The following is a 23,646-nucleotide window of genomic DNA, read 5'->3' as shown; positions in this document are numbered from 1 at the left end:
CTTGGATATCGTATCGCTTAGCGCTTCGAGAACTGGAAGCTGCGGCGGGCCTTGGCTTTGCCGTACTTCTTGCGCTCGACCACGCGGCTGTCGCGGGTCAGGAAGCCGCCCTTCTTCAGCACCGAGCGCAGGCCCGGCTCATAGTAGGTCAGCGCCTTGGAGATGCCGTGACGCACCGCACCCGCCTGGCCGGAGAGGCCGCCGCCGATGACGGTGGCGACGATGTCGTACTGGCCGGCGCGGTTGGCCGCGACGATCGGCTGGTTGAGGATCATCTGCAGCACCGGACGCGCGAAATAGCTCGCGAATTCCTTGTCGTTGACGGTGATCTTGCCGGAGCCCGGCTTCACCCAGACGCGCGCGATGGCGTTCTTGCGCTTGCCGGTGGCATAGGCGCGGCCCGACTTGTCGAGCTTCTGGACATGCACGGGCGCGGCCGGCTGCGCGGCGACTGTGCCGAGTTCTGCGAGCGAGGAAAGCTCAGCCATTACGAGGCCCTCTTGTTCTTGGAGTTCAGCTTGGCCACGTCGAGCGTGACGGGCTGCTGGGCGGTGTGCGGATGCTCGGCGCCGGCATAGACGCGGAGATTCTTCATCTGGCGGCGGCCAAGCGGGCCGCGCGGGATCATGCGCTCGACGGCCTTCTCGACGACACGCTCGGGGAAACGGCCCTCGAGCAGCTGGCGCGCGGTGCGCTCCTTGATGCCGCCGGGGTGGCCGGTGTGCCAGTAATAGACCTTGTCGGTGTATTTCTTGCCGGTGAACACCACCTTGTCGGCATTGATGACGATGACATTGTCGCCGTCATCGACATGCGGGGTGAAGGTGGGCTTGTGCTTGCCGCGCAGATGGTTGGCGATGACAGTGGCCAGACGACCGACGACGAGACCTTCGGCGTCGATCAGCACCCACTTCTTCACCACATCCGCAGGCTTCTGCGAAAAGGTAGCCATGTTTTGCTCTCAGGTTTGACCTTTCCCGTCCAGGAGGGACAGAGAAGGCGTTTCTTGTTGCTTGGATCGACGGGATGACCGGAGCCGCTCCGCCAATAACAAAACGGCGGCCTTTGCGGGCCGCTGCTTCGGGTCGGCTTATAGGCGAGGGTGTTTGGCGCGTCAAGCGTCGGTTACGGTTTATGGTCGCGAAAAGCCTTTTAAATTCAATAGCTAAGGTAGAAGGTATTATTTTACCTCACACCTATTTGTCAAAATAGCTCTCTTTCGTTCACCGCCGCCCGGTCACGGCGGCAAGGAGAAGCTTGACGCCGATCGCGATCATCAAGGCTCCTGCCAGCCTTTCTTGCCAAACGACGAACGTGCCTCGGTGCCCCAGCCAGCCGCCAACCGCGCCGGAGGTCAACGCGACGGCGCTGAGGACAACCAGTCCCATCATCTTCATGGTCGTACCGAGAATGATGAACTGCAGTGCAGGCGAACCGACCCAGGGATGAACGAATTGCGGCAGCACCGCCAGCATGAAAGCGAGCGTCGTCGGATTGGTGAGATTGCAGATCACGCCTTGCCGGAAAGCGGCTGGGATACTGCTCGTCTCGGCAAAGGTAGACGCGCCGCCACCTTTGCCCGACCGACGGGCCAACAGGAATTTGATCCCGATGGCGATCAGATAGATGGCGCCGACGATCTGAAGGAAGCTGTAAAGAGATGGGGAGGATGTGATCAGCGAGGCAAGCCCCATTACCAGTAATGGAATCTGGACGACGCCGGCCGATACGCAGCCCGCTGCAGTCGCCAGGGCATGGCGCCAGCCTTGCCCGACGCCGCGGCTGATCACCAGCATCATGTCCGGACCGACACCAGAAAGCTGATAGGCGAGCACGGCGCCGACGAAGGCAAGGTAGGTCGTAACATCGGGCATGCCGCAGAACGAACCTATCGACTGGGAGTTCCGGCAAGACGTCAGGCCGGCTTGTCGCTTATTCGCTTCCTCGGGATCGAATAGGTGCCGGTGGCGTGCGCGACAGTGTGTCCGTCCGAGCCGGCGACAATATCGATATCGAACACCATCAGGCTTTTGCCAAGCTTCAGGATCCGGCAATGGCCGTCGATCGGACCGGCTTCGGCCTTGCGCATGAAATTGATGTCGAGGTTGACCGTCACCGAAAGCGCGTCCGGGCCGGCATGGCTGAGCACGCAGACATAGCCGCCGATGTCGGCCAGCGTGAACAGCGCCGGACCGGATACCGTGCCGCCGGGGCGCAGATGCCGCTCGTCGGCATTCAGCCGCACTGTGCAGCCGCCCGGAAAAACGTCGATCGCCTCATAGGAGGTGAAATTGTCGTTGAGCTGCGGATAGACGCTTGCCATTAGTGCATTGACTTCCGCCGCGTTGAGCATTGGCTTCAGATCGCTTTGGGCGGGCATGGCGACGTCCTATATGAATGAGCAGCTCCGGGCGGTGCGCCTGGACCAAACGGTGCGACGGAGAAAACACGTCTCGCGGCTGTTCTTCAACCGGCAGCGTGCTAGTTCTGTTGCTCCATAAGCATGAGGTTTTTGAAAGTGGCCGAAGTCGTCGCCATCAAGCCCGCCATCGCCGACGGTCCTGTTCTTGTCAGCCAGGACAAGGGCATCCTGCGCCTCACGCTCGCCAGCCCGCCGGCCAATGCGTTGTCGCTGGCGACCATGGCGGCGCTGCAGGCCGAATTCGATCGCGTTAAGACCGACAGATCCGTGCGCGTCATCATCCTGGCGGCGTCGGGAAAAGTGTTCTGTGCCGGCCATGACCTCAAGGAGATGACGGCACATCGCGCCGAGCCGGATCGGGGCAAGGCCTTTTTCGAAAAGACCTTCGCGGCTTGCGCGAACCTGATGCAGACGATCGTGCGCCACCCGAAACCGGTGATCGCTGAGGTCGACGGCCTCGCCACCGCCGCCGGCCTGCAACTGGTCGCCAGCTGCGACCTTGCCATCGCTTCGCATGAGGCGAGTTTCTGCACGCCTGGCGTCAATATCGGCCTGTTCTGCTCGACGCCGATGGTGGCGCTGTCGCGCAACGTCTCGCGCAAGCAGGCGATGGAAATGCTGCTCACCGGCGAGACGATCGATGCGGCGACCGCCAAGGAGTTCGGGCTGATCAACCGTATCGTGCCGCGCGAATATCTGATTCAGGTTGTCAACAAATACGCGCAAACCATTGCATCCAAATCGTCTTTGGCCGTCAAGACCGGCAAGGAGGCTTTCTATGCTCAGGCCGAAATGGGGTTGGCCGATGCATATGCCCATACCGGCCGCGTGATGGTGGAAAACATGCTGGCGCGCGACGCCGAGGAAGGCATCGGTGCCTTTATCGGCAAGCGCAAGCCCGAATGGACCGACGAGTAGCCGGCTTGAATGGAACCGAGCCATTCCATCGCTGAAGGTTCGACGTGGCTGCCCGCAAGCAACTGACGCGGCTGAAAGCGCCCTATCTCAAGCGCATCCTGCTTGAGCCGTCGCGCGTCGCGGATTGGGAGCAATATCCGTGGAGCCTGCCGATCTTCCACGGCCGCGAATTCGAATTTGAATTCACGAGCGCCATCACCATCATTGTCGGCGAGAACGGCACCGGCAAATCGACGCTGCTCGAAGCCATCGGCGCGCTGGCCGGCTATGACGAGGCCGGCGGCGGCAAAGGCTACCGTCCGGTCGACCATTCCATTGCCATCGACAAGAGCGGCGCAGGGCTGGCGGATAGCTTTCGGTGTCACTGGTTGCCGAAGGTGACCGCTGGTTGGTTTTTTCGCGCCGAGTCTTTCTATTCCGTTGCCCGCTACCTCGATGAAGCGGCGAGGGAATCTGGCGGAACGCCGCCCGATTTCCTGTCATGGTCGCATGGTGAGGGCTTTATCCGCTTCTTCGAGGAGCGCTGCCGCCGGCAAGGCATCTACATCCTCGACGAGCCGGAAAGCGCGCTGTCGCCGACGCGCCAGATCGAGCTGCTGAAACTGCTTCAACGCATGGAGCAGTCCGGCACCGCGCAGGTGATCATGGCAACGCATTCGCCGCTGCTGATGGCTTGCCCGAACGCACGGCTCTTCCGCATCGGCCGCTTCGGCCTCGACCTGATCGATTTTCAGGACACCGATCATTTTCGCATGATGCGCGACTTCTGCAGCGATCCTGGGATGTTTATGGAGGAGGCGCTGCGGGAAGGCGATGATTAGCGGTGGGCGCGTGAACCGGGAAGATCTCAATTGGGAAGTGGAAGACGCCTGCCGCGAGGCGTGGCCTCCTGCGCGTGAGACCGTCGCTCTCGGATGGATCTTTCGCCGTTCAGGCGGGCGGATCAGGCGGCCGAATTCCGCTAATCCCATGCGTGGCCTGCGCGGCGCGCCTGAGCGAGTAATCGATGCCGCGGAAGCGTTCTATGCCGGCCATGGTCAGACACCATTGTTCCGCATCCCGGATATCGCCGCCGAACTGGAACCCGAACTCGACCGTCGCGGCTACGACAGGGAAGGTGATACGATACACCTCCATGCCCAGATCGACGTGCTTGAGGGAAACAATGATGGCGATATCACGTTCTCAGCGGCGCCGACGGAGAACTGGTTCGAGGCGCGCTTCCGTACTGGCGGCTACGACGAGGCGGAGCGCCGCATCTTTCGCCATATGACGAGCTTGATCGTGGGTGACAGAGCGTTCGTGTCGTGTGAGCGTGATGGCCAAATCGCAGCTTTTGCCTTCGGCGTCATCCGCAACGGGCTGCTTGTCGTCGAGGCAGTTGAAACCGACGCCAGATTCAGGCAGCAGGGGTTCGGCCGCAGGACAGTCGGCGGGTTGATCGGCTGGGCCAGGCGGACGGGCGCCAAGGCCGGCTGCCTGCAAGTGGTCGCCGACAACACGCCCGCACGCGCGCTCTACGCCTCGCTCGGCTTCAATCGCGAGCTCTATCGTTATCATTACCGCAGGAAGACCGTCGCAGCATGAACCACGATACCTACGACAACAGCTACATCGCCGGCATCCTGAATTCGGTGAAGACGATCGCCATGGTCGGCGCTTCGCCCAACGATGTGCGGCCAAGCTACTTCGTGCTGAAATATCTTTTAGCCAAGGGCTTTTCGGTGTTCCCGATCAATCCCGGCCATGCCGGCAAGGAAATCCTTGGCCGTACTGTCTACGCCAGCCTCGCCGACCTGCCGCAGCCGGTCGACATGGTCGACATTTTTCGAGGCTCGGCGGCGGTGCCCGGCGTCGTCGACCAGGTGCTGCAGCTCGACCCGCTGCCCAAGGTCGTCTGGATGCAGCTTGGCGTGCGCAACGATGAGGCGGCTGCCCGCGCCGAAGCTGTCGGCATCAAGGTGGTGATGAACCGCTGCCCGAAGATCGAATACGGCAAGCTATCCGGCGAGATCGGCTGGACCGGCGTCAACTCCGGCGTGCTGTCGTCGAAAAAACCTGTGATGCGCCAGGGATTTCAGAGCTTCGGCGTAAGACAGAAATAAGCACGCGGTAGTTCGCGCAAAATTATTCCGGGACGAAATGGATTTTCCCGGGCGTTCGTCGCAGGTCGCGCCCCGAACGGTATTTTCTTCTTTGCATTCCCGGCCGCGCTTCGCCAAGAATGCCCGGCAATTTTCGAACGTTAGGAGAGGGATTTCGATGACCCGTACGCCTGGTTTCAGCACTTTAGCCGTTCATGCAGGCGCAAAGCCCGATCCGGCGACCGGCGCCCGCGCCACGCCGATCTACCAGACCACCTCCTTTGTCTTCGACGATGCCGACCATGCCGCCTCGCTGTTCGGGCTGAAGGCCTTCGGCAACATCTACACGCGCATCATGAATCCGACGCAAGCGGTTCTCGAGGAGCGCGTCGCGGCGCTCGAAGGCGGCACCGCGGCACTTGCCGTCGCCTCGGGCCACGCCGCGCAGGTCATCGTCTTCCACAATCTGATGCAGCCTGGCGACAACTTCGTCGCCGCCAACAAGCTTTATGGCGGCTCGATCAACCAGTTCGGCCATGCCTTCAAGAACTTCGGCTGGGAAGTTCGCTGGGCAGAGGCAAACGATCCGGCGACCTTCGAGAGCCAGATCGATGACAGGACCAAGGCGATCTTCATCGAGAGCCTTGCCAACCCCGGCGGTGTCTTCGTCGACATCGAGAAGATCGGCGATATTGCCCGCAAGCACGGCCTGCCGCTGATCGTCGACAACACGCTGGCCTCGCCGTATCTGGTCCGGCCGATCGAGCACGGCGCCGACATCGTCGTGCACTCGCTGACCAAGTTCATCGGCGGCCACGGCAATTCGATCGGCGGCGTCATCGTCGATGGCGGCACCTTCGACTGGTCGAAGTCCGGCAAATACCCGATGCTGTCGGAGCCGCGCCCTGAATATGGCGGCCTCGTCCTGCACGAGACTTTCGGCAACTTCGCCTTCGCGATTGCCGCCCGCGTGCTTGGTTTGCGCGACATCGGCCCGGCGATCTCGCCCTTCAACGCCTTCCTGATCCTGACCGGCCTGGAAACGCTGCCGCTGCGCATGCAGCGTCATTGCGACAATGCCGCGAGCGTTGCCGGCTGGCTGTCGAACCATCCGAAGGTAGCCTGGGTGAACTATCCCGGCCTTCCAGGTGACAAGAACAACGCGCTGCAGAAGAAATATTCGCCGCAGGGCGCAGGCGCGGTGTTCACCTTCGGCCTCAAGGGTGGCTACGAGGCCGGCATCAAATTCGTCGAGGCGCTCGAACTGTTCTCGCACCTCGCCAATGTCGGCGACACCAAATCGCTGGTCATTCATCCGGCCTCGACCACGCACCGCCAGCTTTCCGACGAGCAGAAGGTCAAGGCCGGCGCCGGACCTGACACCGTCCGCCTTTCGATCGGCATCGAGGACGTCAACGACATCGTTGCCGACCTCGAGCAGGCGCTCGGCAAGGTCTGATATGTCGGCCTTTCTTGCGCTCAACATCGATGCGGTCGAATCTGAGGCCGGCGCGCCGGCCTCGGATCGGGTGATTTCGGGCCATCCCAAATTCCGCACCTGGAATGTCGAGGAGCGCGACGGCGGCCTCTATGCTGGCGTCTGGGAAGCGACGCCGGGCAAATGGCGCATCGCCTATGACGAATGGGAGTTCTGCCACATCCTGTCCGGTGTCTCGGTGATCGCCGAGGATGGCGGCGAGGCGCGCACCGTGCGGGCCGGCGACAGTTTCGTGCTGAGGCCCGGGTTCAAGGGCACATGGGAAGTGCTCGAGAAGACGCGCAAAGAATATGTGATCCGGCTTTGAATGCTTCCAGCAATCAAAGCAGCCGATCGACATCGCCGTCGGAAAAGCCGTATTTGCTCATGATCTCCCGGTGCCATGCACTTCCGAGCAGATCGCCGAGACATTGATCGACGCGCCGGCGCAGCGCGTCGTTGCCCTTGGCGAGGGCGAAAGCGCCTGCCGCAGGCTGCTTTTCAAAGGCCGGGACGTCGATGACGGCAAGCGGTGCGCCGGTCCGTCTGTTGACATAGCCGCGATGCGCCATGGCGACGCTGGCATACGCGTCGGCATGGCCTGCCGCAACGGCTTCGGCTGCTTCGGCCTGCGTGGCGAATATCCTGATCCGCTGGGGCGGAACGCCGTTCTGCAGCGCGGTCTGGTGCTGGATCTGGCCCGATATGACTGCGAGCACGGCGGAAGGATGTTGGGCGACGGAGCGATAGCCGTTCAGCTCCAGCGGATTGCCTTTGGCGACCATCAACCCGTCCGGCAGTGACCAGATCGGCCGCGTGAAGTCCACGAGCTTGCTGCGCTCCTCGGAGATGAACAGGCCGGTCGTCATGTCCCAGCGGCCGTCCACCAAACCGGGGAGCAGTTCGGCGAATTCCGCCTCGATCGGCGAGAAGTTCTCCAGGTCGAGCATCTGGCAAACTTTCTCGGCGAGCACCGCGTCGCAACCGCCGAGCTTGCCCGCGGCATCGGTGAAGCAGAAGGGCGGCTCTTGCAGGAAGGCGAATCTCATTTCTGAATTCCGAATGACAATTTCAGCTGTTCGAGGCGGATCCTTCGCCGGTCAAAAGATAACGGCAACCTGTTCCAGCCCGTGAAAATGGTAAGTGTCGCGGAAGCGCGGTGTCTCCGCCAGGCGCAACTCCGGAAGCCGATCGAACAGCGTCTTCAGCGATACTTGCAACTCCAGCCTGGCCAGCGGTGCGCCGATGCAGAAATGGATGCCGGCGCCGAAGGAGACATTCTTCTGGTCCGTGCGGGCCGGATTGAAGGTGTCAGGTCCGGCAAAAGTCAACGGATCATGGTTGGCCATGCCGAGCAGCAGAGCGACCATCTCCCCGGGTTTGACCAGGATGCCTGGCGAAACTTCCATCTCCTCATAGGCATAGCGCAGAAACATATGCAGCGGCGGGTCGTAGCGCAGGCATTCCTCGACCGTCGCGACATTCGCCTCCGGTGTCGCAAAGAAGCGGCGCGGATCGCCGCCTTGCGCCAGGATCGAGCGCACCGCATTGCCGGTCTGGTGCACGGTCGCCTCATGGCCGGCATTGAGAAGCAGGATCGCTGAGGAAACCAGCTCGTCTTCCGAAAGCTTCTGACCGTTGTCCTGGGCTTCGATGAGCAGCGACAGCAGGTCGTCGCCGGGTTTCTTGCGCCGCTCCGCAATATAGCCCCGCAGGAAGTCGGAAAAATCGCGCGCGGCGCGGTTCGCCGTCTCCTCGGTCTCGCGCGTGCGGCCATGCATGTACATGGCGACCATCCGATGCGACCAGTCGAGCAGTTGCGGCCCCATCTCCACCGGTACGCCGAGCATTTCCGCAATGATGGTGATCGGCAAAGGCGAGGCGTAGGCGGGCAGAAGGTCGATGCCGTTTGGCTCGAAGCGGTCGACCAGCTCGTTGGCCAAAACCTCGATGCGTGGCCTGAGCCGCTCGACCTGACGTGAGACGAAGGCGCGATTGACCAGCGTTCTGAGCCGCGTATGCACCGGCGGCTCGAGCTCCAGCAGGGAATTGGCCTCGATCGCGTCGAAGGCGACGAGATGCGAGCGGTCGTCGCCGACGCCCCGGCTGTCGGGAATCCCCGCCGGATTCTGGCGGCCGAAACGGCGGTCGCGCAGCAGATGGTTGACGTCATCGAAGCCGCCAAAGCACCAGAACCCGTAGTCTTCCCAGAAAAACGCGTTGGCAGTGCCGTGTAGGAAGGCGTAGGCCTCATAAGGGTTCTGCACGAAGGCTGGTTCGTGCGGATCGAGATTCAGGCGGCGGCTGGCGAGATCAAACTCGAGATAGGAAGGCATTAAATCGGTCATGCCCGACCATTAGCGCGCCTTGTCAGCCCGATGCCAGACCGTATTTTGGCGCCCGTGAAATCGAACCGTTGAGCCAGATTGCGGGTTTGAAGCGCTGGCCATGCACCGAAATGATGTCGTTGGATATTCGGCTAGCCGCCAGCGTCAATGGCCTGTCTTGAGGATGCTCGCGACCTTGGCTGCAATCGCTGCGTCGAGCGCCGGCCAGTTCGCGAGCAGCTCGCGGGGAAAGCGATAGGTAAGGCTGAGATCGTCGCCGACCTGGATGTCGCGCTCGCAGGGCGCCAGCGATTCCTCGGCACTCGGGCCGCTCAGGCAGCGGGCGACGAACGGATCCTTGCCGGGACGCTCGGCAACAGCCAGCACTTCGTTGAGATAGCCTGATTTTTCAGTGAAGGCGTAAACCGTCGTGCCGCCCGGGCCGGGCGTCCCCGGCTTTTCGATCAGAGCGCTGTAGATGGGCGCGAAACGGCCGCTCATGTCGCGCGACATCATTCGCGGCTCGAACGACAGGAAGATGATCTTCCTGGCCGTCGCATGGTTGAAGTCGTCGCGCGCGGCCGTGCTGTAGCCGTCCATCTCGGGATAGCGAAGATAGAGATCGAGCCGCGAGGCGATGCCGTCGCGCCTGGCCTGGTCGAAGCGGATGAAGTTCGCCGGCACGCTGATGAGATTGTTGCCCATGACGATCTGGCGCACCGTCTTGTCATCCGTATAGCCGGCCATGGCGATCGACCGTCCAAGCCATTTGCCGCCGACGCTGATGGCAATCGAAAGCAGCGCCAGCGCCGCGAAGATATAGAAGACCCGCTTCATCAAGGTCGAGTTGACGACCTCGAAGTCCGCGCTCTTGGCAACATTTGCCTCTCTCATTTGCTCTTCCCCGATCCGCCCACCTGTCCTTCGGCGGCACAGCTTGCGCGGCATGGCTCTTGCAGCGCGGTGGCACGACTGTGCGTTTTCATGGTAAACGGTTGGTAAACATGGATCCCGTTGTGCTTGTTCTTTACGCTTTCGCGGTTGGTCTCACGGCTTGCGGACTGGCCGGATCGGCCATGGAATTGCTGGCCGGCCGGCGCCTGGCCTTTGCTGAACCCTATGTTTCGCCCGTGCATATCCTGCGTTCGCTCGCGGCAACGGCCTGCGCCGGGCCGTTCATGCTCACCAACGAGGCCTTGGCCGCCCGGCGCGAGGGCCGCATCGGCACGATGGCGCTGTTGTCCTGCGGCTGCACGGCCATTGCCTGGGCGCTGGCGCTAGGCGTCGTCGTCATCACCATTGCATCCTGGGCGACAGCCAACTTAGGGTCTTTCGAATTCGCTGGTTGAGACGATTCGGAGACGAACAATGCCGGTCTATGCGATCGATGGGAAAGCGCCCGAGTTCGAGGACGTCGATACGAACTGGATCGCGCCCGACGCCACGCTGATCGGCAATATCCGGATCGGCCGCAATGCCGGTTTCTGGTTCGGCGTCGCCATCCGCGGCGACGGTGAACCGATCATCATCGGTGCCGACACCAATGTGCAGGAACACACGATCATGCACACCGATCCCGGCTTTCCGCTGACCATCGGCAAAGGCTGCACGATCGGCCACCGCGCTCTGCTGCATGGCTGCACGATCGGCGACAACAGCCTGATCGGCATGGGCGCCATCGTGCTGAACGGCGCCAGGATCGGCAATAACTCGCTGGTCGGCGCCGGCGCGCTGGTGACCGAAAACAAGGTTTTTCCGGACAATTCGCTGATCGTCGGCTCGCCCGCCAAGGTGATAAGGACGCTGGACGAGGCGGCGATCGAGCGGCTGCGCGTCTCTGCAGCGCACTATGTGGCCAATGCCAAACGCTTCAAGGCCAAGCTCAAGACAGTGTGAAGGCGGCGGGCGGCAACTCCGCCTGTCTTCATCCGCGGCGGCTGTTCATCGCTTCACGCAACAGCAGGGCGCCCGCTTCGAAGCCGGCCTGCTCGGCGCCTTCCAGGGCCGTCTCATAGTCGTCGATGCGGGTCCTCAGCGAAGCGTCCGCGCCTGACAGGAGCAGCAGACGGATCGCCTCGGCGTCGCGCCGGGACACCGCGTAGTGCAGGGCGGTCCAGTCGTTCACGCCGCGCATATCCGGGTCGGCGCCATGCGCGAGCAGGATATGGATGACGTCCAACCGGTCCGGCCGTTCCGTCGACAGCGCGGCAATGATCGATGGAAACCCGGCCGGGTCTTCATAATTCGGGTTTGTGCCGGCATCGAGAAGCGCGGTGATGAACGCGGCCGGGCTCCAGTAGATCGCGTATTCCAGCGGATGGCCAAGGCCGAGCTCGAACGGCATCCGCTCGTCGAACCAGCGCGCAGAGCCGCCGAGCGCCTTGCCAAGGCCTTCGAAGTCGCCCGCCTTGAAGGCGTTGTCGATAGCCTTGAAAAGACGGCGTCTTGCGCCGCGATCCTCAGGGACTTCCAGCATCGCCTTCATCCGCAACGAACAAGCCATACTGCTCCCATCCGCCTCGGCGGGGAAGGGCGTGCCGACCATGGCGCTTCGACAGCGCCGCGCCGATTGGTTGCAGCCGGCGGGCGGCGACCGAAATGGCGGAGCCGGCCCCGGGGACAGGGGCCGGCTCCTAAAACCCGGTCGTTGGGGACGGGGAGGGTGGGGACTCGACCGGGCTTTCTTCCTGGGCGCGCCGCCGCGTCACGGCGACGTACCCGATCGCTTTGGCGCTTTAGCGGACGCTGGCGACCGCGTCGTCGCGGCCGTCGTTGATCGTCACCCAAACGCCCGAATTCTCCGTCGATTGACGCTTGAGGTAAGTGTAGACCGTGTCGTTCCAGGCGAGCACTTTCGGCTCGAGATTGTCGAGGATGAATTCGCCGAGGCTGGTGCGCACCGTCAGCACCGCATGGCCGTCGCCGTTCGGCTGGCGCACCACCGTCATCAGCAGATTGCCGGCTGGCACGCCCACGGCCATCAGCTCACGGCGCTTCTCCAGCGCGTAATCCTCGCAGTCGCCATAACCTTTGTCGGGATAGGCCCAGTATTCCTCGACACCGTAGATCTCCATGTCGGTGCGCGGCTTGACGCGGGTGTTGACCGTATTGTTGACGTTGACTATCGTCGCCCACAGCTTGCGCGTCAGCTCGACCGGCGAACCCTTCGGCGTCCGTTCATTGCATTCGACCGGAATGCGCTGGCAGAAATCGTAGTGACCGACCGGCTGGGTGGTGCGGCCACCCGTATGCATGAAAGCCGGTCCTGCGCTTGCCGTACCCCAGGCGGAAAGCTGCATCGCCATTGCCAAGAGCAACAGCTTGCCCCTCGTCATTTTCATTGTTGTAGTCTCCCCGTTTGCGGAGACTGTGCCACGTTGGGATTTATTTGACGCAAAAACCCGAAGTAGACATTGAGTAAAACGCCAGTAGAATAAACATAAAATTTGAACTACCGCGATTTCGGATTATTCAGATTTCGCCGGCTCGCGTGAGGTCTTGATAGCGCTGGCGATCCGCGTCCGACCCGCCAAACCAGCAACAAAAAACCGGCCGCTACCGGCCGGCTCGCTTCGCGCTTGCGGTGCGGGTTTGCGTCAGGACCGCGGCGCGTTGAATTCCTGATCCAGAGTTTCCGGCCGCTGGATGACGGCGAATTCTATGGCGACGCCGTCCTCGAAATGGCGCACGATCTGGCCGCGCATCGTGCCTAACGTGACCTGGACGCCGATTGCCGGCTTGACATCGATCTCGATGGCGGCACCGGAGAGCGACAGGTCGATGATGCGGCACTGATACTGGCGCCCATCGGTGAGCTGGAGGACGCTCATCGGATTGCGCGGCGCCACGCGCTCGTGGCGGCGGTCCTCGGGCAGGTCGAGCTCATGCTTGTTGGCAAGCCAGGTGAGCTGCGCGGCAAGCTTGTCCTTCTTGCGCTCCGAGGCGATGACGGTCATGGCGAACCCGTCCTGCGACGTACGCGTCACGATGCCTTCGACACGACCGATATGGTCGATATAGGCGATAACCTTCTCGCCCGGCATGCCGATCCGGTCCGTGCGCAACGCAACGTTGCCGGGCGACATATCGATCACCTGGCAAGGATGCTCGGTGCGGTCTTCCAGCATGAAACGTCCGTAGATCTTGACACGGACACGCTGGAAGTTGCGCCGCTCAGCTCGTGACGGCGCATATTCTACCGCCGCTGACCTCATGACTGCCTACACCCGGTTGGCATTCCGCGCGACGATGCGAGGAATTTCGCCCGAAAAGCTACAGCAAAGCAGGTTAACAAACGGGAAAAGTCGGCCGCAAAAGCCTGGGCCTGGGGCACGCGCAGCGCTGAAAAATCTAGCGAGAGCGACGGGAAACCTCACACGGCGGGGCTCACTCGTGACGCCCGCCGTCGAGGACGACGAGATGGCGGATGCGACGCACGCGGCCGAGCGCCGAAATGGTCTCCGGAGCATCGAATTCGGTCGGAACGAGCGAGGGGACGTCGATCGCCGGACGGTTCTTCAGGAACATCGGCTCCTTCTCGGGGTCTATCACCCGAATCGAATCGATGAGCGCGTCGGCGAGCGGGTCGGCACCAAGCCAGAACGGCTTGTCGGCGGTGCTGATGATGCCCAGGCAGCGCGGGTTCTCGGCGCCGCCGTCCAACGGCAGCGCCAGGAGCTCGAATTTGTTGGAGCGGCCGTTCCGGCTGAATCCCTCATATGTCATGAGCAGAACCGACTTCTGATCGAAAACGCCCTGCATGAGCCGCGACACCAGCCGTTGATCCTTCTCGCGCCAGAGCGAAGGGAAGGAGAAGCCCTTGAGCTCCCGGCCATAATAGGCGCAGAGCCTCGTGCCGGCCAGCCGGAACACCGCCTCGCCGCGCGTATCGCGCTCGAGGATGAAGGTGTCGGCCAGAAGCGACTTGATGTCTGCCGGCTCCACCTCCGATCGCTTCGGGGCAAGGCGGCCATCACGCAGCCGGTTCCAATATTGGAACAGCGCGATCGATCCTTTTTCGTTCATGTCCATCCTGCTCCGCACAACCTGTCTTTTGATGTCCCATCGGCGAACAGACAGGGCGCCCTCCGATGACCTTCATGCGGTGCGGAGCAGGATGCGTGCCAGTATCGTTAACGTTTGTTCACGCCTCGGGGTCGTTAAGGTTAACAAACGGTTTACATTGTGTGCCGCCGAGGCCTGTGGCACATCAAAACCACTCCAAAACGGTCGTTTCAGCAGCGATCGGCAGCACTTCAGTCACGAGTTTATGGGGAGCAGGGGGCTCGACCGGCCGTTCAGGGGGACACCTGAACGGCCTTCTTTTTGATTCGGCCCTTGCTCTGATTCGCCTTTTTCTGCGCGGGCGCTGTGGTGATTAGCCGTTTGTGATTCCAAAGCGCGTGATCTACATGCTCGTCGAAAACGCCGAGTCCCGGACCTGCAAGGGTGCATGAGCGAGCCCGTAAGCCCCAGTGAAAACGAACCACAGCCGGACGAGGCTTCCGAGCCGCGGCGGCGCGAACCTGTGTTCAACCTGCCGCCGGTGGTGCTTGCCGTGATCGGCATTTGCGCGGTCGTCTATCTGCTGCAGCAATATGTGCTGAACGAAACGCAGCAAATGACGCTGCTCTATGACGGCGCCTTCATTCCGGTGCTGTACACCGGCCAATACGGCTTCGACTGGTTCTTGTTCACGCGCCCGTTCACCTATGCGTTCATGCATGGGGGCGTCGCCCATATCACCATCAACATGATCTGGCTTGCAGCCTTCGGCTCGCCGCTCGCCAATCGTCTTGGCGCGCTACGTTTCGCAATGTTCTACGCTGTGACCGGACTGGCCTCGGTCGCTCTGTTCTGGGCACTGCATCCCTATGGCGAGATGCCGCTCGTCGGCGCATCGGGCGCGATCTCCGGGATGATGGGCGCGGCCGCGCGCTACGGCTTCCGCGTCGACCGTTCGTCGGGCCGGGGTGCCTTCGCCGGCGAGCCGCTGCCGGTCGCATCGGTGTTGCGTTCGCGCGGCGTCATGACCTTTCTTGGCGTTTGGATGGTGATCAATCTGGCCACGGGCCTGCTCGGCTTCGCGCCGGGCATCGACGGCCAGATCGCCTGGGAAGCCCATATTGGCGGCTTCGTCGCCGGCTTTTTCGGATTGCGTTTCTTCGACCGTCCGCTGGCTGCCGCCTAGGGCATGATCCCGAAAAGTTGGAACCGGTTTCGGAGAAGATCATGTTCCAACAAGAGATAGATCAGGATGGCGATTCAACGATACGCCTTCCTGATCTAGTCCTTAGGCGCACTTGAAATGCAACCAATCACGGCGCACGATGTTGCCCAAGCACCCAGTGTCTTCCTAAGGGCGCCGGGGGCGTCAAAGGCAGTGGAGGACGCCATGACGGTTAAGGCAATTCTTGAAAGCAAGGGCCATGACGTGTTCACGCTCGGGCCCAATGAAAAACTCAGCGAGGCCATTCGCATGCTGGCCGAGCACAGGATCGGCGCGCTCGTCATCACCAATGGCGACCGAAAGATCGTCGGCATTCTCTCTGAGCGCGATATCGTTAGGGTCGTGGCCAAGGAGGGCGCCGCCGCGCTCGACATCCCCGTGCGCTCGGCGATGACGCCGAAGGTCAAGATCTGCAACGAAAACCACACCGTCAACGAGGTGATGGAGATCATGACGCGAGGCCGCTTCCGCCATCTGCCGGTGGAGAAAAACGGGCTGCTCGACGGCATCGTCTCCATCGGCGACGTGGTCAAGCGCCGCATCGAGGATGTCGAGCGCGAGGCCGAGGAGATCAGGGCCTATATCGCCACGGCCTGAAGCAAACGGAAGGTGCCGCCGGCGTTTCGTCCGGCGGCATTGGACATTAGCGATTGTCGAGTTCGGCGCGCACGAGCGCGAGCCCACGTCGGGTGATGCGGTAAGGACCGCCGTTGGTCGAAGAAACTGCCTTCTTGCGCCTCAATTTCCGAAAGAGCTCCAAATCGAAGCCCGGATAGCGCCAGCCATCGCGGGTCAGGCACAGGACCGAGGCGATCTTCCTGCTTTCGTTCTTTTCGGTTTCGATGCGCCGCCCTGCGCGAGCAGGTGCAGGATGCGCTGCTCGTTACGCGAAATGTCCATTGGAGAAGTCCCGGGAAAAACAACAAAAGCCGCCGCTGCGAGACATCGCGGCACGGGGTTTCAGGTTTTCTGCCCTGCCTCGCTTAGGAGGTCAGGGCTTCACCGGGACTGAGCGTAAGTGGACATCCACTCTCCATTGGAATGGGGTATCCTATAAGCGAACGTGGCGGAAAAGGCCAGCGTGCGGGCTTTGCGCTTGTCTCGCAGGGCGGTTTGGACTAGCGAAGTTGCGCACCCAAAATGTGCATTAATGCATCTCAATGAGTACATTAATTGCAACTCCGAGAATTCAAAGTCTGCAGGCCTCCATGAGCATCATCGACACCCGCACCCCCGACGCAAAACGCCTGATCCCTGGCGCCACCGGCGACTGGGAGATCATCATCGGGCTCGAAGTGCATGCGCAAGTGATCTCGGAGGCAAAACTCTTTTCCGGCGCCTCGACGTCGTTCGGCGGGGCGCCCAATGCCAATGTTAGCCTTGTCGACGCAGCGATGCCGGGCATGCTGCCGGTCATCAACGAGGAATGCGTCAAGCAGGCGATCCGCACAGGGCTCGGCCTGAAGGCCGCGATCAATCATAAATCGGTCTTCGACCGGAAGAACTATTTCTATCCGGACCTGCCGCAGGGCTACCAGATCTCGCAGTTCAAGCAGCCGATCGTCGGCGAGGGCAAGGTGATCGTCTCCGTCGGGCCCGACCGCCAGGGCGAGTTCGAGGATATCGAGGTGGGCATCGAGCGCCTGCATCTGGAACAGGATGCCGGCAAGTCGATGCATGACCAGCATGCGACCATGTCCTATGTCGACCTCAACCGCTCCGGCGTGGCGCTGATGGAGATCGTCTCCAAGCCCGACATCCGCTCGGCCGACGAGGCCAAGGCATATGTGACAAAGCTGCGCACCATCATGCGCTATCTCGGCACATGCGACGGCAACATGGACGAAGGTTCGCTGCGCGCCGACGTCAACGTCTCAGTGCGCCGCCCGGGCGGCGCATTCGGCACACGCTGCGAAATCAAGAACGTCAACTCGATCCGCTTCATCGGCCAGGCGATCGAATCCGAGGCGCGCCGGCAGATCGCCATTCTGGAGGATGGCGGTAAGATCGACCAGGAGACCCGCCTGTTCGACCCGGTCAAGGGCGAGACGCGCTCGTTGCGCTCCAAGGAGGAGGCGCATGACTATCGCTATTTCCCGGATCCCGATCTTCTGCCGCTGGAATTCGACCAGGCCTATGTCGATGCGTTGGCGCAACACCTGCCGGAACTGCCCGACGACAAGAAGGCGCGGCTGATTTCGTCGCTTGGCCTGTCGACCTATGACGCCTCGGTGCTGGTGTCGGAAAAGCCGATTGCCGACTATTTCGAGAAGGTGGCATCCGGCCGCGACGGCAAGCTCGCCGCCAACTGGGTCATCAACGACCTGCTCGGCGCTCTCAACAAAGCCGGCAAAGACATTGAAAATGCTCCGCTTTCGCCAGAGCAGCTAGGCGCCGTCATCGACCTGATCAAGGAAGGCACCATCTCCGGGAAGATCGCCAAGGACCTGTTCGAGATCGTCTGGAACGAAGGCGGCGATCCGCGCCAGCTCGTCGAGAGCCGCGGCATGAAGCAGGTCACCGACACCGGCGCCATCGAGAAGGCCGTCGACGAGGTGATCGCCGCCAACCCCGACAAGGCCGAGCAGGCGCGCGCCAAGCCGACCATGGCCGGCTGGTTCGTCGGCCAGGTGATGAAGGCGACCGGCGGCAAGGCCAACCCGCAGGCGGTCAACGACCTCGTCAAGGCCAAGCTCGGCATCGAGGGCTAGCGATGTTCGTGCGGACGGCCAGCGAACGCGATCTCGCAGCCGTCCGTGCGTTGCTGGTCGAGACTTGGCATGCCACTTACGACGCCGTCTATGGCACCAAGCGGGTAACTGAAATCACGGATGACTGGCATTCGATCGCCTCGCTCAAGGCGCGGCTGGCGCGGCCGAATTCCGAGTTCCTGGTGGCTGACGACGGCAAGCGGCTCGGCGGCATGGCGTTCGCTGCCGCCACCACCGACCCGAAGATCGTCCTTTTGAACCAGCTTTACGTCCATCCGGCCTGCCAACGGCAGGGGATTGGCCAGTCGCTGCTCGATGAAGTTGAAGCCAGCTTTCCGGAGATGCATACGCTGCGCCTCGAGGTCGAAGAAGCAAATGCCGCGGCCATCGCCTTCTACGAGGCGAATGGGTTCCGCCCGGCAGGCAGAACCGCCGATTGCGGCGGCAATTCGGGACTGCCCGCCCTCATCATGGAGAAGCGGCTCCGCTAGGTCGGCGGCGAGCCCCCATTCATCGCGCGGTTTTGATTTGATCGCGCCGACCCGCGTGGTCAAGGCTGCGCATCGCCGGTGTCCCGCTCTCCCACTAGCCAGAGGCGTCGCCGGCAAATGGGGGATTGCCATGCCGAGCTTGCCTGAACTGATGCCGACCGAGGTGTCGGACGAGACTTTTGGCGGCGTGACCTATCACGTCGCCGGCGAACTTGTGCCGGTGCTGTCGGTCGATGTGACCAACATGCCGGTCTATTTCGAGCACCACATCCTGCTCTGGAAGAACACCGCTATCACCATCGGCCTGAAATCGCTGAAGGGCGCGCTGAAGCGCATGATCGCCGGCATGCAGATATTCGTCACCGAGGCGTCGGGGCCGGGCATCATCGCCTTCAGCCGCGACGGACCGGGCCATATCGTGCCGATCCATCTTCGGCGCGGCGAGGAGATCCAGGTGCGCGAGCACCAGTTCCTCGCCGCGACCGCCAGCGTCGACTACACGTTCGAGCGCGTGCGCGGACTGGGAACGATGCTGTTTGGCCAGAGCGGCTTCTTCATCGACCGCTTCCGCGGCGAGACAGGCGACGGCATCGTCTGGCTGCACGGTTACGGGAATGTCTTCGAGAAGGTGCTGGCGCCCGGCGAGACCATCGACATCGAGCCGGGCGGCTGGCTGTTCAAGGACGCATCGGTAAAGATGGATACAAGGATCGACCGGCTTTCCAGCGGCTTCTTCGGCGCCGCCATGAATTTCGTCGTCAATCGCTTCACCGGGCCAGGCCGCGTCGGCATCCAGTCGATGTATCTGCATATGCCGTCGGAAGAGTAGGCGGCGAGCCTGATCGAACGAAAGTCCGATCAGGCGGAGGGAATTTCCACATTGTCGATCAGGCGTGTCGTGCCGAGCCAGGCGGCCGCCAGCAGGCGGCCGTCGCGGTCTTTCCGCCAGGGGCTGAGCGTCGCGGCTTCGCGCGCGGCGACATAGTCGACCTTCTGGAAGCCCGCGGAGACGAGGGCCTTCGCGGCGGCGTCGGTGGCGCCGGCTTCGTCCGCGCCGCTCGCAAGCGCCGCCGCGGTGCGGCGCAGGATCACGTTGAGCTTGCGTGCTATGCCGAGCTCGGCTTCGCCCAGATAGGCATTGCGCGACGACATGGCGAGGCCATGGACGTCGCGCACCGTCGGCGCGCCGACGATCTCGACCGGCAGGTCGAGGTCGCGGCAGAGCTGCCTGACGACGCAAAGCTGCTGGTAGTCCTTCTCGCCGAACACGGCGCAATCGGGCGCCGCCTGCAGGAAGAGTTTTGCTACCACGGTCGCGACGCCGTCGAAGAAACTCGGCCTGAAGTCGGTTTCCAGGCCGCGAGAGGGGCCGCCCACCGAGATCTTCGTGGCGAAACCGGCGGGGTACATTTCGTTTACGCCCGGCGTGAAGGCGAGATGCGCACCCGCATCCCGCAGCCGGTCGAGATCGTGCGCCAGCTGGCGTGGGTATTTGTCGAGATCCTCCGTCGGCGCGAACTGGGCCGGGTTGACAAAGATCGAGACGACGCAGCGATCGGCCCGTTCGAGCGCGATCCTGACCAGTGAGATATGGCCGTCATGCAGCGCACCCATGGTCGGCACCATGGCGACCTTCAGGCCGGCCTGTCGCCAGTTCCTGACCTGTGTCCGAAGCGCGGCGACGCAGTCGACGACGATTGGCGCGTTCATGTGTCGTCCTTGCCGGATGCTGTCGTGAAGACGTGGTCGGGGCCAGGAAAGGCACGGCTGCGCACCTCGGCGGCGTAGCGGGCCGCCGCATTCGCGATCATGCTGCGCAAGTCGGCGTATTCCTTGACGAATTTCGGCACGCGGTCGATGGTCATGCCGACCATGTCGTCGATCACCAGGATCTGGCCGTCGCAGTCGGCACTGGCGCCGATGCCTATGGTCGGTATGGAAATGTGACGGGTAAGCTTCGCAGCCACGGCCTCCATCGTGCCCTCGATGACCACCGAGAAGGCGCCGGCTTTTTCCACCGCCTCTGCATCGCGCAAGAGCGCTGCGATATTGTCGTCTGTCCGGCCCTTGATCTTGTAGCCGCCGTCCTTCTCCACCGATTGCGGCTGCAGGCCGATATGACCCATGACCGGTATTCCTTCCGCAACGATTGCCGCGATCTGGGCTGCCATGTCGACACCGCCCTCGAGCTTCACGGCCTGGCAGCCTGTTTCCCCGACGATGCGCCGCGCCGAAGCGACGGCCTGGGCGGCCGACGTCTCGTAGCTGCCCGCAGGCATGTCGACCACCACGCAGGCCTTGGCCGAGCCGCGCATCACAGCCTGGCCGTGCGCGATCATCATCTCCAGCGAGGCGCCGAGCGTGGTGGCGTGGCCGTGCAGGACCATGGCGACGCTGTCGCCGACCAGCAGCAGGTCGACATGCGGATCGAGCAGGCGGGCGACAGGATAGGTGTAGGCGGTAAGGCAAACGATCGGCACGCCGCCCTTGCGGCGGCGAATGTCTTCGGCGCTGATCCGGCTGTCGGCGGACGGATCCCGGCTCAATCGTCACCTCCTCAAGGCGTGCCCCGAAACGGGCGGGCCGAGCTTTAGAAAGACAGGCGGCGCTTGGCAAGCCGCGCTGCCGCCAGCAGGGCAACTGCATCGATTTAATGCATGTCGCCCAGAATCGTGGAGCGGTTCTGGGACGACGACATGCATCAAGATATGAACGCATGGAGCATTTCCATTCGGGGTGTGGCAAAACCCTTGCCTTCGCGGTGACGTGACGCCATAAGCAGGGGAAAGGCGCAGCCGCTGCCGCCGCGAGGATTTGGATGAAGACTTTCCTGCTGCAGTTTTTCACCTGGTGGAACAGCCAGACGCTCGGCACCCGCTTGTACACTTGGCGCTTCGGCAAGCGGGTTGGCGAGGACGAAGCCGGCAACGTCTATTACGAGGGCGGCATCGATTCGGAAGGCCGCACGCGCCGGTGGGTCATCTATCGCGACTACTCGGAAGCCTCGAAGATCCCGCCGGGCTGGCATGGCTGGATCCACCACCGCGTCGACACCGCTCCCTCGAGCGAGAACTACAAGGCGCGCGAGTGGCAGAAGGAGCATCGGCCGAACCTGACCGGAACGCCCGGCGCCTATCGTCCGCAGGGTTCCATCCTGACCAACCAGCATCGCCCGCAGGTGACCGGCGACTACGACGCCTGGACGCCGGGGTCGTAATCCCTCGGATTGTAATCCAAGACGCCGCTTCGGTCCTTTGTCGCCACAATTGGCGTTTAGCTGCTTGCTGACTGCGCAGCCATGACTAGCCTTGGGCGTTGAGAGAATCACCCGGGCGCAACCACCGGTATTTTGCATGAGCTCTTTCGGCAACATCTCAAAGGCGCTGATCGCGGCGACATCCGTTCTGCTTGCCTCGACTGCGGTGTTCGCCGCCGCGCAGGCGCCGGCCGCTGCACCTGCGGCCTCCGACCGCATCACCAATCCGGTGGCCGCGTTCGCCGGCATCGACAAGATCACCGGCCGCATAATCACCTTCGATGTCTATATCGACGAGACCGTTCAGTTCGGCGCTTTGCAGGTGACGCCTCGCGTCTGCTATTCGCGGCCGGACACGGAGCAGCCGAAGACCGATTCCTTCGTCGAGGTCGACGAGATCACGCTTGACCGCAAGATCCGCCGCATCTTCACCGGCTGGATGTTTGCCGAAAGCCCCGGCCTCAACGCCGTCGAGCACGCCGTCTATGACGTCTGGCTCAAGGGCTGCAAGCAGAAGTCGGACGTGCCGCCGCCGACCGCGGCCAAGGCCGACGCAGGCAAGCCGAAGACCGAAGCCGCCAAGCCGAGGGCCCCGGCGCAGCCGGCGGACGCCGCCTCCGAACCGGCTGACGCGGCGCCGGCACCGGACGACACGACCGACACGAACTGATCTCGGAACCTGCCCGTCTTTGAGCCGTTCCAGATCGGCGACAGGCGAGGAGGATTCTGCGATGACCACCAGATCGATCACGGCCAACAAGCAGGAGCTTCTCGATATCGAGAAGGGCTTTTGGACAGGCGATTCCGCTTACTATGAAGCCAATGCCGATGTGGATTGCCTGGTGGCGTTCCCGCAGATGGCGCAGGCGATGACCAATGCCGATCTCGCAAAGACCGCCGCCAAGCCCAACAGATGGCGCGACCTCGATATCAAGTTGAAGGGCATGGTCGAGCCCGGCAGCGACATCGTCATGCTGACTTACGAGGCGCGCGCGACGCGCGAGAACGGCGAATCCTATGCTGCCCTCGTCAGCACCGGCTATGTCCATCGCGCCGATGGCTGGAAGATGATGTTCCATTCGCAAACGCCGATCGAGGCGGCAGCGCGGGCTCAAGGATAGAAGACGGCCTCGCCCTTCAGCGCCTCGGCGAGCAGCTTCTCATACTGGCCGCGCGGCACGTCGACAGCGCCGAAGCGCTTCAAATGCTCGGTCGTGAACTGCGTGTCGAGCAGCGCGAAGCCGCGCGCCTTCAGCCGCTCGACGAGATGGTAGAGACAGGTCTTCGACGCGTCGGTCTCCCTGGCGAACATGCTTTCGCCGAAGAACACGCGTCCGAGCGAGACGCCATAGAGGCCGCCGACCAGCCGTTCCTCGCGCCATGCTTCGACCGAATGGCAGTGGCCCAGGCGATAGAGCTCGACATAGGCTTCGCGGATCGGCGCGTTGATCCAGGTCGAGCGGCGCTCCTCGCGCTTTTCGGCGCAGCCGTCGATCGTCGCCTCGAAATCGAAGTCGTAGCGGATCTCGAACGGATGCTTGCGGATCGTCTTCTTCAGGCTGCGCGGTGTGTGGAATCCGTCCAGCGGAATGATGCCGCGCGTTTCCGGCCGCACCCAGAACACTTCCGGGTCGTTGGCGCTCTCGGCCATCGGGAAGACACCGGAAGCGTAGGCCCGAAGCAGCAGGTCGGTCGGAATGCGATAGCCTGGTGCGTAGGGGCGGGTCATCG

The 23,646-nt window shown here is 62.6% G+C and carries 30 protein-coding genes and 1 pseudogene; 16 read left to right on the top strand and 15 right to left on the bottom strand.

What is annotated here, in order from left to right; translation table 11 throughout:
- Positions 1-17: 17 nt before the first annotated feature.
- The 4 genes from rpsI to LB552_RS16575 all read right to left on the bottom strand — a co-directional run bounded on the left by rpsI (position 18) and on the right by LB552_RS16575 (position 2,380).
- Complete coding sequence (rpsI, locus tag LB552_RS16590) at positions 18-488, bottom strand: 30S ribosomal protein S9 (protein WP_040983171.1); 471 nt, start codon at positions 486-488, stop codon at positions 18-20.
- The gene (gene rplM, locus LB552_RS16585) at positions 488-952 is read right to left on the bottom strand and encodes a 50S ribosomal protein L13 (protein WP_040983169.1); all 465 of its coding nucleotides are present in this window, start codon (positions 950-952) and stop codon (positions 488-490) included. The genes rpsI and rplM overlap by 1 nt, the downstream gene beginning before the upstream one ends.
- 271 nt (positions 953-1,223) lie before the next feature.
- On the bottom strand, positions 1,224-1,835 hold the full coding sequence (locus LB552_RS16580) for a LysE family translocator (protein ID WP_224608352.1): 612 nt from the start codon (positions 1,833-1,835) through the stop codon (positions 1,224-1,226).
- An 80-nt stretch (positions 1,836-1,915) separates the two neighbouring features.
- Positions 1,916-2,380: a PaaI family thioesterase gene (locus tag LB552_RS16575; protein ID WP_224608350.1), complete on the bottom strand. Its 465-nt coding sequence runs from the start codon at positions 2,378-2,380 to the stop codon at positions 1,916-1,918.
- Positions 2,381-2,518: 138 nt separating this feature from the next.
- On the opposite strand from LB552_RS16575, the gene LB552_RS16570 reads away from it, so the two are divergent.
- The 6 genes from LB552_RS16570 to LB552_RS16545 all read left to right on the top strand — a co-directional run bounded on the left by LB552_RS16570 (position 2,519) and on the right by LB552_RS16545 (position 7,229).
- Positions 2,519-3,340 carry an enoyl-CoA hydratase gene (locus tag LB552_RS16570; RefSeq protein WP_224608348.1) on the top strand — a complete coding sequence of 274 codons (822 nt, stop codon included), beginning with the start codon at positions 2,519-2,521 and terminating at the stop codon, positions 3,338-3,340.
- A 44-nt stretch (positions 3,341-3,384) separates the two neighbouring features.
- Positions 3,385-4,161 carry an AAA family ATPase gene (locus tag LB552_RS16565; protein WP_224608345.1) on the top strand — a complete coding sequence of 259 codons (777 nt, stop codon included), beginning with the start codon at positions 3,385-3,387 and terminating at the stop codon, positions 4,159-4,161.
- 10 nt (positions 4,162-4,171) lie between these two features.
- On the top strand, positions 4,172-4,927 hold the full coding sequence (locus LB552_RS29795; protein ID WP_224608342.1) for a GNAT family N-acetyltransferase: 756 nt from the start codon (positions 4,172-4,174) through the stop codon (positions 4,925-4,927).
- A complete protein-coding gene (locus tag LB552_RS16555; RefSeq protein WP_095767630.1) occupies positions 4,924-5,445 on the top strand; it encodes a CoA-binding protein in 522 nt (173 codons plus the stop codon). Before LB552_RS29795 ends, LB552_RS16555 begins: the two co-directional genes overlap by 4 nt.
- A gap of 157 nt (positions 5,446-5,602) precedes the next feature.
- Complete coding sequence (locus LB552_RS16550) at positions 5,603-6,883, top strand: O-acetylhomoserine aminocarboxypropyltransferase (protein WP_224608339.1); 1,281 nt, start codon at positions 5,603-5,605, stop codon at positions 6,881-6,883.
- 1 nt (position 6,884) lies between these two features.
- Complete coding sequence (locus tag LB552_RS16545) at positions 6,885-7,229, top strand: cupin domain-containing protein (RefSeq protein WP_224608336.1); 345 nt, start codon at positions 6,885-6,887, stop codon at positions 7,227-7,229.
- Positions 7,230-7,242: 13 nt separating this feature from the next.
- On the opposite strand, the gene LB552_RS16540 is transcribed toward LB552_RS16545, so the two are convergent.
- The 3 genes from LB552_RS16540 to LB552_RS16530 form a co-directional block, all read right to left on the bottom strand.
- Positions 7,243-7,950, bottom strand: a complete 708-nt coding sequence (locus tag LB552_RS16540; protein WP_224608333.1) for a transporter substrate-binding domain-containing protein — start codon at positions 7,948-7,950, stop codon at positions 7,243-7,245.
- A 51-nt stretch (positions 7,951-8,001) separates the two neighbouring features.
- A complete protein-coding gene (locus LB552_RS16535; RefSeq protein ID WP_224608331.1) occupies positions 8,002-9,249 on the bottom strand; it encodes a cytochrome P450 in 1,248 nt (415 codons plus the stop codon).
- Positions 9,250-9,393: 144 nt separating this feature from the next.
- Positions 9,394-10,122: a hypothetical protein gene (locus tag LB552_RS16530; RefSeq protein ID WP_224608328.1), complete on the bottom strand. Its 729-nt coding sequence runs from the start codon at positions 10,120-10,122 to the stop codon at positions 9,394-9,396.
- A 110-nt stretch (positions 10,123-10,232) separates the two neighbouring features.
- Here LB552_RS16530 and LB552_RS16525 point away from each other — a divergent pair, with 110 nt between their 5' ends.
- The gene (locus LB552_RS16525; protein WP_224608325.1) at positions 10,233-10,577 is read left to right on the top strand and encodes a DUF6949 family protein; all 345 of its coding nucleotides are present in this window, start codon (positions 10,233-10,235) and stop codon (positions 10,575-10,577) included.
- 19 nt (positions 10,578-10,596) lie between these two features.
- On the top strand, positions 10,597-11,124 hold the full coding sequence (locus tag LB552_RS16520) for a gamma carbonic anhydrase family protein (protein ID WP_224608322.1): 528 nt from the start codon (positions 10,597-10,599) through the stop codon (positions 11,122-11,124).
- Positions 11,125-11,152: 28 nt separating this feature from the next.
- Here LB552_RS16520 and LB552_RS16515 read toward each other — a convergent pair whose 3' ends face one another.
- The 4 genes from LB552_RS16515 to LB552_RS16500 form a co-directional block, all read right to left on the bottom strand.
- Positions 11,153-11,704, bottom strand: coding sequence for an ankyrin repeat domain-containing protein (locus tag LB552_RS16515; RefSeq protein WP_224608319.1), 552 nt, complete (start codon positions 11,702-11,704; stop codon positions 11,153-11,155).
- A 259-nt stretch (positions 11,705-11,963) separates the two neighbouring features.
- The gene (locus tag LB552_RS16510; protein WP_224549013.1) at positions 11,964-12,569 is read right to left on the bottom strand and encodes a transglutaminase-like cysteine peptidase; all 606 of its coding nucleotides are present in this window, start codon (positions 12,567-12,569) and stop codon (positions 11,964-11,966) included.
- Between the two features lie 255 nt (positions 12,570-12,824).
- Positions 12,825-13,442, bottom strand: coding sequence for a PilZ domain-containing protein (locus LB552_RS16505; protein ID WP_095767620.1), 618 nt, complete (start codon positions 13,440-13,442; stop codon positions 12,825-12,827).
- Between the two features lie 172 nt (positions 13,443-13,614).
- Positions 13,615-14,253, bottom strand: a complete 639-nt coding sequence (locus LB552_RS16500) for a PAS domain-containing protein (protein ID WP_224608316.1) — start codon at positions 14,251-14,253, stop codon at positions 13,615-13,617.
- Between the two features lie 427 nt (positions 14,254-14,680).
- On the opposite strand from LB552_RS16500, the gene LB552_RS16495 reads away from it, so the two are divergent.
- Together LB552_RS16495 and LB552_RS16490 are read left to right on the top strand one after the other, a co-directional pair.
- Entirely contained in the window at positions 14,681-15,418 is a 738-nt protein-coding gene (locus LB552_RS16495; RefSeq protein ID WP_224608313.1) for a rhomboid family intramembrane serine protease, read from the top strand.
- A 204-nt stretch (positions 15,419-15,622) separates the two neighbouring features.
- A complete protein-coding gene (locus LB552_RS16490) occupies positions 15,623-16,054 on the top strand; it encodes a CBS domain-containing protein (protein ID WP_095767888.1) in 432 nt (143 codons plus the stop codon).
- 46 nt (positions 16,055-16,100) lie between these two features.
- Here LB552_RS16490 and LB552_RS16485 read toward each other — a convergent pair.
- Positions 16,101-16,357 (bottom strand): annotated as a pseudogene (locus LB552_RS16485) (YjhX family toxin).
- 308 nt (positions 16,358-16,665) lie between these two features.
- On the opposite strand from LB552_RS16485, the gene gatB reads away from it, so the two are divergent.
- From gatB to LB552_RS16470, 3 genes are all read left to right on the top strand, one after another.
- Positions 16,666-18,168, top strand: coding sequence for an Asp-tRNA(Asn)/Glu-tRNA(Gln) amidotransferase subunit GatB (gene gatB / locus LB552_RS16480; protein WP_095767618.1), 1,503 nt, complete (start codon positions 16,666-16,668; stop codon positions 18,166-18,168).
- A 2-nt stretch (positions 18,169-18,170) separates the two neighbouring features.
- Positions 18,171-18,659, top strand: a complete 489-nt coding sequence (locus tag LB552_RS16475) for a GNAT family N-acetyltransferase (protein WP_224608310.1) — start codon at positions 18,171-18,173, stop codon at positions 18,657-18,659.
- Between the two features lie 130 nt (positions 18,660-18,789).
- Positions 18,790-19,488: an AIM24 family protein gene (locus LB552_RS16470; protein ID WP_140541352.1), complete on the top strand. Its 699-nt coding sequence runs from the start codon at positions 18,790-18,792 to the stop codon at positions 19,486-19,488.
- 29 nt (positions 19,489-19,517) lie between these two features.
- Here the strand turns inward: LB552_RS16470 and panC are convergent, their stop codons facing one another.
- Together panC and panB are read right to left on the bottom strand one after the other, a co-directional pair.
- Entirely contained in the window at positions 19,518-20,369 is an 852-nt protein-coding gene (gene panC / locus LB552_RS16465) for a pantoate--beta-alanine ligase (RefSeq protein WP_224608307.1), read from the bottom strand.
- On the bottom strand, positions 20,366-21,205 hold the full coding sequence (panB, locus tag LB552_RS16460) for a 3-methyl-2-oxobutanoate hydroxymethyltransferase (RefSeq protein ID WP_224608304.1): 840 nt from the start codon (positions 21,203-21,205) through the stop codon (positions 20,366-20,368). Before panB ends, panC begins: the two co-directional genes overlap by 4 nt.
- Positions 21,206-21,477: 272 nt before the next feature.
- Between panB and LB552_RS16455 the strand changes: the two genes are divergently transcribed.
- The 3 genes from LB552_RS16455 to LB552_RS16445 all read left to right on the top strand — a co-directional run bounded on the left by LB552_RS16455 (position 21,478) and on the right by LB552_RS16445 (position 23,036).
- On the top strand, positions 21,478-21,876 hold the full coding sequence (locus LB552_RS16455) for an NADH:ubiquinone oxidoreductase subunit NDUFA12 (RefSeq protein WP_224608302.1): 399 nt from the start codon (positions 21,478-21,480) through the stop codon (positions 21,874-21,876).
- Between the two features lie 136 nt (positions 21,877-22,012).
- Positions 22,013-22,585 carry a DUF2155 domain-containing protein gene (locus tag LB552_RS16450; protein WP_140842809.1) on the top strand — a complete coding sequence of 191 codons (573 nt, stop codon included), beginning with the start codon at positions 22,013-22,015 and terminating at the stop codon, positions 22,583-22,585.
- 61 nt (positions 22,586-22,646) lie between these two features.
- Positions 22,647-23,036 (top strand): hypothetical protein, encoded by a 390-nt coding sequence (locus LB552_RS16445; protein ID WP_095767611.1) that lies wholly within the window; start codon positions 22,647-22,649, stop codon positions 23,034-23,036.
- On the opposite strand, the gene aat is transcribed toward LB552_RS16445, so the two are convergent.
- Entirely contained in the window at positions 23,027-23,644 is a 618-nt protein-coding gene (aat, locus tag LB552_RS16440; protein ID WP_095767610.1) for a leucyl/phenylalanyl-tRNA--protein transferase, read from the bottom strand. The genes LB552_RS16445 and aat overlap by 10 nt on opposite strands.
- Between the last annotated feature and the right edge of the window lie 2 nt (positions 23,645-23,646).

This window comes from Mesorhizobium sp. CA7 (assembly GCF_020165015.1).
Classification (GTDB): Bacteria; Pseudomonadota; Alphaproteobacteria; order Rhizobiales; family Rhizobiaceae; genus Mesorhizobium.
Note: the sequence above shows the minus strand (reverse complement) of the source record. Positions and strands in the feature narration are given on the sequence as shown.

Bases quoted from the DNA above. Each gene is read 5' to 3' on its own strand.
- LB552_RS16520 (WP_224608322.1), top strand. From the start codon at position 10,597: ATGCCGGTCTATGCGATCGATGGGAAAGCGCCCGAGTTCGAGGACGTC.
- LB552_RS16505 (WP_095767620.1), bottom strand. From the start codon at position 13,442: ATGAGGTCAGCGGCGGTAGAATATGCGCCGTCACGAGCTGAGCGGCGC.
- LB552_RS16535 (WP_224608331.1), bottom strand. From the start codon at position 9,249: ATGACCGATTTAATGCCTTCCTATCTCGAGTTTGATCTCGCCAGCCGC.
- LB552_RS16550 (WP_224608339.1), top strand. From the start codon at position 5,603: ATGACCCGTACGCCTGGTTTCAGCACTTTAGCCGTTCATGCAGGCGCA.
- aat (WP_095767610.1), bottom strand. From the start codon at position 23,644: ATGACCCGCCCCTACGCACCAGGCTATCGCATTCCGACCGACCTGCTG.
- LB552_RS16445 (WP_095767611.1), top strand. From the start codon at position 22,647: ATGACCACCAGATCGATCACGGCCAACAAGCAGGAGCTTCTCGATATC.
- LB552_RS16450 (WP_140842809.1), top strand. From the start codon at position 22,013: ATGAGCTCTTTCGGCAACATCTCAAAGGCGCTGATCGCGGCGACATCC.
- LB552_RS16490 (WP_095767888.1), top strand. From the start codon at position 15,623: ATGACGGTTAAGGCAATTCTTGAAAGCAAGGGCCATGACGTGTTCACG.
- rpsI (WP_040983171.1), bottom strand. From the start codon at position 488: ATGGCTGAGCTTTCCTCGCTCGCAGAACTCGGCACAGTCGCCGCGCAG.
- panC (WP_224608307.1), bottom strand. From the start codon at position 20,369: ATGAACGCGCCAATCGTCGTCGACTGCGTCGCCGCGCTTCGGACACAG.
- LB552_RS16500 (WP_224608316.1), bottom strand. From the start codon at position 14,253: ATGAACGAAAAAGGATCGATCGCGCTGTTCCAATATTGGAACCGGCTG.
- rplM (WP_040983169.1), bottom strand. From the start codon at position 952: ATGGCTACCTTTTCGCAGAAGCCTGCGGATGTGGTGAAGAAGTGGGTG.
- LB552_RS16555 (WP_095767630.1), top strand. From the start codon at position 4,924: ATGAACCACGATACCTACGACAACAGCTACATCGCCGGCATCCTGAAT.
- LB552_RS16525 (WP_224608325.1), top strand. From the start codon at position 10,233: ATGGATCCCGTTGTGCTTGTTCTTTACGCTTTCGCGGTTGGTCTCACG.
- gatB (WP_095767618.1), top strand. From the start codon at position 16,666: ATGAGCATCATCGACACCCGCACCCCCGACGCAAAACGCCTGATCCCT.
- LB552_RS16530 (WP_224608328.1), bottom strand. From the start codon at position 10,122: ATGAGAGAGGCAAATGTTGCCAAGAGCGCGGACTTCGAGGTCGTCAAC.
- LB552_RS16510 (WP_224549013.1), bottom strand. From the start codon at position 12,569: ATGAAAATGACGAGGGGCAAGCTGTTGCTCTTGGCAATGGCGATGCAG.
- LB552_RS16455 (WP_224608302.1), top strand. From the start codon at position 21,478: ATGAAGACTTTCCTGCTGCAGTTTTTCACCTGGTGGAACAGCCAGACG.
- LB552_RS16470 (WP_140541352.1), top strand. From the start codon at position 18,790: ATGCCGAGCTTGCCTGAACTGATGCCGACCGAGGTGTCGGACGAGACT.
- LB552_RS16495 (WP_224608313.1), top strand. From the start codon at position 14,681: ATGAGCGAGCCCGTAAGCCCCAGTGAAAACGAACCACAGCCGGACGAG.
- LB552_RS16545 (WP_224608336.1), top strand. From the start codon at position 6,885: ATGTCGGCCTTTCTTGCGCTCAACATCGATGCGGTCGAATCTGAGGCC.
- LB552_RS16540 (WP_224608333.1), bottom strand. From the start codon at position 7,950: ATGAGATTCGCCTTCCTGCAAGAGCCGCCCTTCTGCTTCACCGATGCC.
- LB552_RS16475 (WP_224608310.1), top strand. From the start codon at position 18,171: ATGTTCGTGCGGACGGCCAGCGAACGCGATCTCGCAGCCGTCCGTGCG.
- LB552_RS16575 (WP_224608350.1), bottom strand. From the start codon at position 2,380: ATGCCCGCCCAAAGCGATCTGAAGCCAATGCTCAACGCGGCGGAAGTC.
- LB552_RS16515 (WP_224608319.1), bottom strand. From the start codon at position 11,704: ATGCTGGAAGTCCCTGAGGATCGCGGCGCAAGACGCCGTCTTTTCAAG.